This window comes from Nonomuraea sp. NPDC059007 (assembly GCF_042740555.1).
In the GTDB taxonomy this organism is placed as follows: domain Bacteria; phylum Actinomycetota; class Actinomycetes; order Streptosporangiales; family Streptosporangiaceae; genus Nonomuraea.
Window position 1 is genome coordinate 1 of sequence record NZ_JBHYJD010000108.1, and the last position, 6,531, is coordinate 6,531.

At 71.1% G+C, this 6,531-nt stretch carries 6 protein-coding genes; all 6 read left to right on the forward strand.

Annotated features, from left to right (window positions below; translation table 11 throughout):
* Positions 1-669 precede the first annotated feature (669 nt).
* On the forward strand, positions 670-1,773 hold the full coding sequence (locus ACFWY5_RS57705) for a LacI family DNA-binding transcriptional regulator (RefSeq protein WP_379640358.1): 1,104 nt from the start codon (positions 670-672) through the stop codon (positions 1,771-1,773).
* A complete protein-coding gene (locus ACFWY5_RS57710) occupies positions 1,770-2,684 on the forward strand; it encodes a carbohydrate ABC transporter permease (RefSeq protein WP_379617155.1) in 915 nt (304 codons plus the stop codon). The genes ACFWY5_RS57705 and ACFWY5_RS57710 overlap by 4 nt, the downstream gene beginning before the upstream one ends.
* Positions 2,681-3,499, forward strand: a complete 819-nt coding sequence (locus tag ACFWY5_RS57715) for a carbohydrate ABC transporter permease (protein WP_379617157.1) — start codon at positions 2,681-2,683, stop codon at positions 3,497-3,499. Before ACFWY5_RS57710 ends, ACFWY5_RS57715 begins: the two co-directional genes overlap by 4 nt.
* A 9-nt stretch (positions 3,500-3,508) precedes the next feature.
* The gene (locus ACFWY5_RS57720) at positions 3,509-4,834 is read left to right on the forward strand and encodes an ABC transporter substrate-binding protein (protein WP_379640359.1); all 1,326 of its coding nucleotides are present in this window, start codon (positions 3,509-3,511) and stop codon (positions 4,832-4,834) included.
* The gene (locus tag ACFWY5_RS57725) at positions 4,831-5,826 is read left to right on the forward strand and encodes an ADP-ribosylglycohydrolase family protein (protein WP_379640360.1); all 996 of its coding nucleotides are present in this window, start codon (positions 4,831-4,833) and stop codon (positions 5,824-5,826) included. Before ACFWY5_RS57720 ends, ACFWY5_RS57725 begins: the two co-directional genes overlap by 4 nt.
* Before the next feature lie 6 nt (positions 5,827-5,832).
* Positions 5,833-6,531 (forward strand): ADP-ribosylglycohydrolase family protein (locus ACFWY5_RS57730; RefSeq protein WP_379640361.1); only part of this gene is annotated, 699 nt, incomplete at its 3' end.

The following is a 6,531-nucleotide window of genomic DNA, read 5'->3' on the forward strand; positions in this document are numbered from 1 at the left end:
TCTTTTGTTTTTTTGTTTGGGGGGGGGGGGGGGGGGGGGGGCGGGGCCGCCCCGGGCGGGGCGGGGCCGCCGGCGGCCCCCCGCCGCGGGCCCGGGGGGGGGGGCCCCACGGCGCCCAGCCCACCAACCCCCGGCCGTCTACCCACGCTTTGAGCGCCGGTGCGGCGAGAAGCGGCGCGGTCGTAGCCGGCGTAACGCGCACGGCGCCCAGCCCATCGATCCCCGGCCGTCTACCCACGCTTTTGGGCGCCGGTGCGGCGAGAACCCGCGCGGTCGTAGCCGGCGCAACGCGGACGGCGCCCAGCCCACCAACCCCCGCCTGCCCAACCACGCTTTTGGGCGCCGGTGCGGCGAGAAGTGGCGCGGTCATTGCCGGCGTAACGCGCACGGCGCCCTGCCACCAAAGCGCCGCCGCCTGGCGACACTCCGCGCCACGGCCTTCCGGGTGGTCACGGCGGTGGCCGGGTGGTGCTGGGGAGGGGGAGGCGGGGGTGGGTTACGGAAAGTTGGGTTGGGTTACTGGTGGGGTGACAAAGGGCCAAATAGTGGCCGACCTGGTGTTATTCTATCGTGACTTGACCTCAAGGTTACATACGGGTTTCATGTGGCCAACTCAGTAAACGTTTACAGATGGCTTTCTGCCACCGTTTACCCCATGGAAGGAAAGCCTTGGCCGACGGACCCACGATCAACACGATCGCCGAGCGTGCGGGCGTCTCGATCGCCTCCGTCTCGCGGGTCCTGAACGGCCTGCCGACCCGCCAGGAAACCATCCGCAAGGTCCTGGCCGCCGCCGAGGAACTCGGGTACGTGCGCAACGCCGTGGCCCGCAGCCTCAAGTCCCGGCGCACCAACCAGGTCGCCTTCGCCATGGCCGACATCGGCAACCCGGTCTACCTGGCCATGGTCCGCCAGATCCAGCCCGTGCTCAAGGCGGCCGGCTACCGGCTCGTACTCCACTCCACCGACGCCATCGCCGCCGACGAGATCGACGTGCTGCACAGCCTCGGCGAGCGCTACGTCGACGGCCTCATCATGAGCCCCCTGCGCGTCACGGAAGCGCACCTGGAGACGCTCAAGGCCGCCCGCGCCCCCGTCGTGATCATCGGCTCGGTTCCGGACGGCACCCGGGTCGACAACGTACGCGCCGACTCGCGCACCGGCGTCCGGCTCGCGCTCGACCACCTGCACGCGCTCGGCCGCCGCCGGATCGCGCTGGTCAACGGCCCGCTCGACACCGTGCCCGGCGCGTCCCGCGGGGCGGCCTACGCCGAGGCGCTGGAGGAGCTCGGCCTGCCGTGCGACGAAGGGCTGGTCGAGATCGGCGACTTCTACCGGGCGGACGGCGCGCGGGCGGTGGCCGCCCTGCTGGCCCGGCGGCCCGACCTCGACGCGCTCATGTGCGCCAACGACCTCATCGCGCTCGGCGCGCTCGACGTGCTGCGCGCCGCGGGGCGGCGGGTGCCCGAGGACGTGGCCGTGGTCGGCATGGACGACACCGAACTGGCCGCCGCCTCCTACCCGTCGCTGACCAGCGTCTCGCTGGGCTCGGCCGAACGCGGCAAGGCCGCCGTCGACCTGCTGCTCGACCGGCTGCAGCGCGGCGACCGCGAGCCGCGCCTGGTGACGGTGCCGCCGCGCCTCGTGGTGCGCGCCTCGACCTCGGGTGAGGAGCCCGCGCTGCCGTACGACCTCACGACCCACCCACCGGGAGCCCTGGCGGGGGCGGCTCCCGGCGACAAGAGCTCGGCACAGGAGGGAGGCGCCGGATGACGGCGACCGCGACCAGACCGGCGCCACCCAAACCGCGCTCGCGGCGCGGCGGTGGCGGCTCGCGCCGCAACCGCGAGATGTGGGTGCTGATGTTGCCGGCGCTGGTGCCGGTCCTGCTGTTCAGCGTGGGACCGCTGCTGTACGGCGTGGGCCTCGCCTTCACCGACGCCCGCGCGACCAGAAACCGGGACATCAGCTTTACCGGCCTGGAAAACGTTTACGAACTGTTCGGCGACGCCGACTTCTGGTCCTCGTTCAAGATCGGCCTGATCTGGTCGGTGTCGGTGACGGTGCTGCAGTTCCTGGCCGCGCTCGGCCTGGCGCTGCTGCTCAACCAGAACCTCAGGTTCAGGGGCGTGGCCCGGGTGCTGGCCGTGGTGCCGTGGGCGATGCCGCCGGTGGTCATCGGCCTCATGTGGAAGCTCGTCTACCACCCCGACGCCGGAATCCTCAACAGCATGCTCGGCACCGACGTCAACTGGCTGGCCGACTTCTCGCTCGCGCTGCCCGCGATCATCGTGGTCGGCGTCTGGACGGGCATGCCGCAGACGACGGTGGTGCTGCTGGCGGGCCTGCAGAGCGTGCCGAAGGAACTGTACGAGGCGGTCGAGGTCGACGGCGCGGGCCGCTGGCGGCGCTTCTGGAACATCACGCTGCCGCAGCTGCGCCCGGTCATCGTGGCCATCACCTCGCTCGACTTCGTGTGGAACATCAACCAGTTCGGCCTGGTCTACGTGCTCACCGCCGGTGGACCGGGCGGTCAGACAAGGCTGCCGATGCTGTTCGCCTACGAGGAGGCGTTCCGCTACCGCTTCTTCGGCTACGCCTCCATGCTCGGCGTCGCGTTCGCGATCGTCGTGCTCGCGGTGCTCGGCCTGTACCTGTGGCGTCAGATGAAGGAGGCCAAGTGAAGCGCCTGCCGAGCTACGCGGCCCTGCTCGCCTACATCGTCTTCCTTGCCTTCCCGCTGGTCTGGCTGCTGTCGACGGCGCTGAAGACGCCGCAGGAGATGGCCCAGCTTGACCCGACGTGGATCCCGCGCGAGCCGACGCTGACCAACTTCTCCGACGCCTTCGGCGAGCAGGACCTGACCGGCGCCGCCCTGCGCAGCCTGGTCGTGGCGGTATTCAGCAGCTTCATCACCGTGCTGATCTCGCTGCCCGCGGCGTACGCCATGGCCCGCTACCGCAGCCTGGTCAACCGGGTGGCGATCGGGTGGGTGCTGGTCAGCCAGGTCTTCCCGTTCATCCTGATCATCATCCCGTTGTTCATGGTGCTGCGTGAGCTGGAGCTGGTGAACACGCTGCCCGGCCTGGTGGTCGTGCACGTGACGTTCACGCTGCCGTTCGCGTTGTGGATGCTCCAGGGATACGTGCGGGCGGTGCCGCCGGAGCTGGAGGAGGCCGCGTCCGTGGACGGCGCCGGCCGCCTGCGCGCGCTGGTCAGCGTCGTCGCCCCGCTGCTCGCCCCCGGTGTGGTGGCGACCTTGCTCTTCTCGTTCATCTCCTCATGGAACGAGTTTCTGTTCGCGCTCGTGATCCTTCAGGACCCCGACGTGATGACCCTCCCGCTGACGCTGGTGCGCTTCACCGGCCCGGAGGGGGTGGCCAGGCTCGGCCCGCTGGCCGCGGCGTCGCTCATGGCGACGATCCCGAGCCTGATCTTCTTCGCAATCATTCAGCGGCGATTGAGGTCCGGCCTGATGGCCGGCGCCGTCAAGGGCTAGGAGGCTCATATGCGAATCAAGTCCGCTCTGGCGGCAGCGGCGCTCGTCGTTGTGGCCGCGGCCGGCTGCGGCAGCGGCGGCAGTGGTGGCAGTGGTGACAAGGGCGAGGCGGCCAAGCCCGGCGAGCCGGTCAAGCTGAACTTCCTCAGCCTCGCCTGGCAGAAGGAGTCGCTCGCGGCGAACAAGGAACTCGTCGAGGAGTGGAACAAGGCCAACCCCACCATCCAGGTCACCTACGTCCAGGGTAGCTGGGACAACGTCAACGACCAGCTCGTGACCCAGTTCGCCGGCGGCACCGCCCCCGACGTCATCCACAACGACTCCCCGGCGCTGTCGGGCTTCGCCGCTGACGGCTACCTGCTCGACCTCAAGGACAAGATCCCGGCCGAGCTGAAGAGCGACATCCCGCAGGCCTCGTGGGACACCACGACGTTCGACGACGGCAAGGGCAACCAGGGCGTGTACGGCGTGCCGTTCCTGCAGGAGTCGCAGGTCATCATCGCCAACAAGAAGCTTCTCGACGAGGCCAAGGTGCGCATCCCCACCGCGGACAGCCCGTGGACGTGGGAGGAGTTCTCCGAGGCGGCCAAGAAGATGACCAAGGACGGCAACTTCGGCGTCGCCTGGCCGATGAAGTCCCCGGTCAACAAGACGCTGAACCTGGCGCTCAACTTCGGCGGCAAGTTCTTCGAGACCGGAGCCGACGGCAAGACCACCGTCAAGGTCGGCCCCGAGGAGCGCGAGGTGCTCCAGCGCATCCACGACCAGCTCTGGAAGGACAAGTCGGCCGACCCGGCGGCGCTCGGTCAGGGCACCGCCGACCCGCTGCCCGCCTTCTACAAGGGCAAGTTCGCGCTGCTGCCGGTCGGCGTCTACCTGCGTCAGCAGGTCGTCGAGCAGGCGCCGGAAGGCTTCGAGTGGGTGACGCTGCCCGGCCCGAAGGGCACCACGACCGAGCAGGGCGCCGTCTCCCAGACGCTCTCGGTCGCCCAGGACAGCAAGAACCCGGACGCGGCGCTGAAGTTCATCTCGTTCTTCCTCAACGGCAAGAACCAGGCCAAGCTCGCCAAGGGCGACTGGCTGCTGCCCACCTCGCAGGCGGCCGCCGCCGACCCGTCCATGACCACGAAGGAGAACGGCTGGGACGTGGCGACCGCGTCCGGCAAGAGCCTCGTGGTGGCGCCCTTCCTCAAGGTGAAGGGCTTCGACGAGTGGAAGAGCAAGGTGGCCACGCCGGTGCTCCAGCAGTACTTCGCCAACAAGATCAGCCTCGACGAGGCGGCGAACAAGCTGGTCACCGACGGCAACTCGGTGCTGGAGCGGTACCAGAAGTGAACCATCGCGACAGGGCCCGCGGGTGTCTGCTCGGCCTCGCGGCCGGCGACGCCCTCGGGGCCCCTGCGGAGAACATGACCCCCGAGCAGATCATCGCCCGGTGGGGCCGGCTCACGGAGATCGAGGGCGGCGGCACCGACGACACCGAGTACGCCATCTTCGCCGCCTCCCTGCTGCTGCGCCACGGGCACGCGCTCACCCCGGCCGACGTGGCCGCCGCCTACCGCTCCGAGATCATCCCGCTGGTGACCGGGCCGATGCGCGGGGCCGGGTTCTCCGAGCTGGGAACGGTGCAGGCGCTGCGGCGCGGTCTTGAGCCGCCGCTGACCGGCCGCGTGCACGCGCACGGCTGGTCGGACGGGCTGGCCATGCGGGCGGCGCCGTACGGGATCTTCTGCCCGGGAGATCCCGCCGAGGCGGCGCGGCTGGTCGAGCAGGACGGGCTGGTGAGCGGCGACGGCGAGGGCATACTCGGCGGCCGCGCGGTCGCCGGCGCGGTGGCCGCGGCGATGGCGGGCGCGCGGCCGCGGGAGGTCGCGGACGCCGCGCTCGCGGTGATCCCCGCCGACTCGTGGACGGCTCGCGCGATCGTGCGGGTCCGCGACGTCCTGGGCGACATCTCCGGTACGGCAGGCCAAGGCACGGCAGGTGACGGCATTCCCGGCGATCTCGGTCGCCGGTTGCACGAGGCCGTCGTGGTCCGGCACTACCCCTGGACCGACGTCGCCCCGGAGGCCGTCGCCCTGGCGCTGGCCGCGTTCCTGGCCGGCGAGGGCGACGTCGAGGCCTCGGTGACCTTCGGCGTCGGCCTGGGCAGGGACGCCGACACGATCGGCGCCATCGCCGGAGCCATGGCCGGTGCCTTCCAGGGCGAGGCGGGTGTACCCAGGCGCTGGGCCGAGCGCATCGGCCCCGCCACCGGGAAATGCCTGCCCGTCGTCAAGGGCAGACACGTGCTGGACGTCGCCGACGACCTGGCGAAAGGACGCTGAACATCGATGTCGGGGGACAGGATCAGGGGAGCCTTCATCGGGCTCGCCGTGGGAGACGCCGCCGGGTGGCCCGCCGCGCGCCACAGGTCGGCGCTGCACGCGCCGTGGAGCAGGCGGCTGCACCGGGAGCTCGACCTCTTCGCCGAGGAGCACCGGATCACGACGCTGCCGGTGCCGTTCGCGCTGAACCAGCCGACCGCGCCGCTGGCGCTCGGCCCGTCGGACGACGCCGAATGGCTGGCGTGGACCGTTCTCACGCTGCGCCGCCCGCGGGCCGAGGCGTTTCGCGAGCTGGCCGGCCGGGAGGACGTCCGGGCCCGGATCTCGGTGGCGAGCGCGCTGGACAACCTGGCCAAGGGCGTCGAACCGCCCGCCAGCGGCCACGACAACCCGCACTTCTTCGACGACGCCGCCGCGATCAGGGCGGTGGCCTTCGGCGCGGCCGGGCTCGACCCGGCCGAGGACGCGCGGGTGACCAACGCCGGTGACGGCGTTCTCGGCGCCCAGGCGGTCGCGGCGGCGATCGGGGCCGCGGTCGGTGGCGCGCCGGTCTCGGAAGCGATCGAGGCGGCGCTGGCCGTCCTGCCGGAGGACACCGCGATCGGGCACAACGCGCGGCTGGCCGTACAGGCCGGGAGGCAGGCGGGCGAGACGTTCGGCGCGGTCCCCGCGCTGGACGCGGCGCTGCTCGATCACGTCTACAGC

Coding starts and splice junctions, on each gene's coding strand:
- ACFWY5_RS57710 (WP_379617155.1), top strand. CDS start 1,770: ATGACGGCGACCGCGACCAGACCGGCGCCACCCAAACCGCGCTCGCGG.
- ACFWY5_RS57720 (WP_379640359.1), top strand. CDS start 3,509: ATGCGAATCAAGTCCGCTCTGGCGGCAGCGGCGCTCGTCGTTGTGGCC.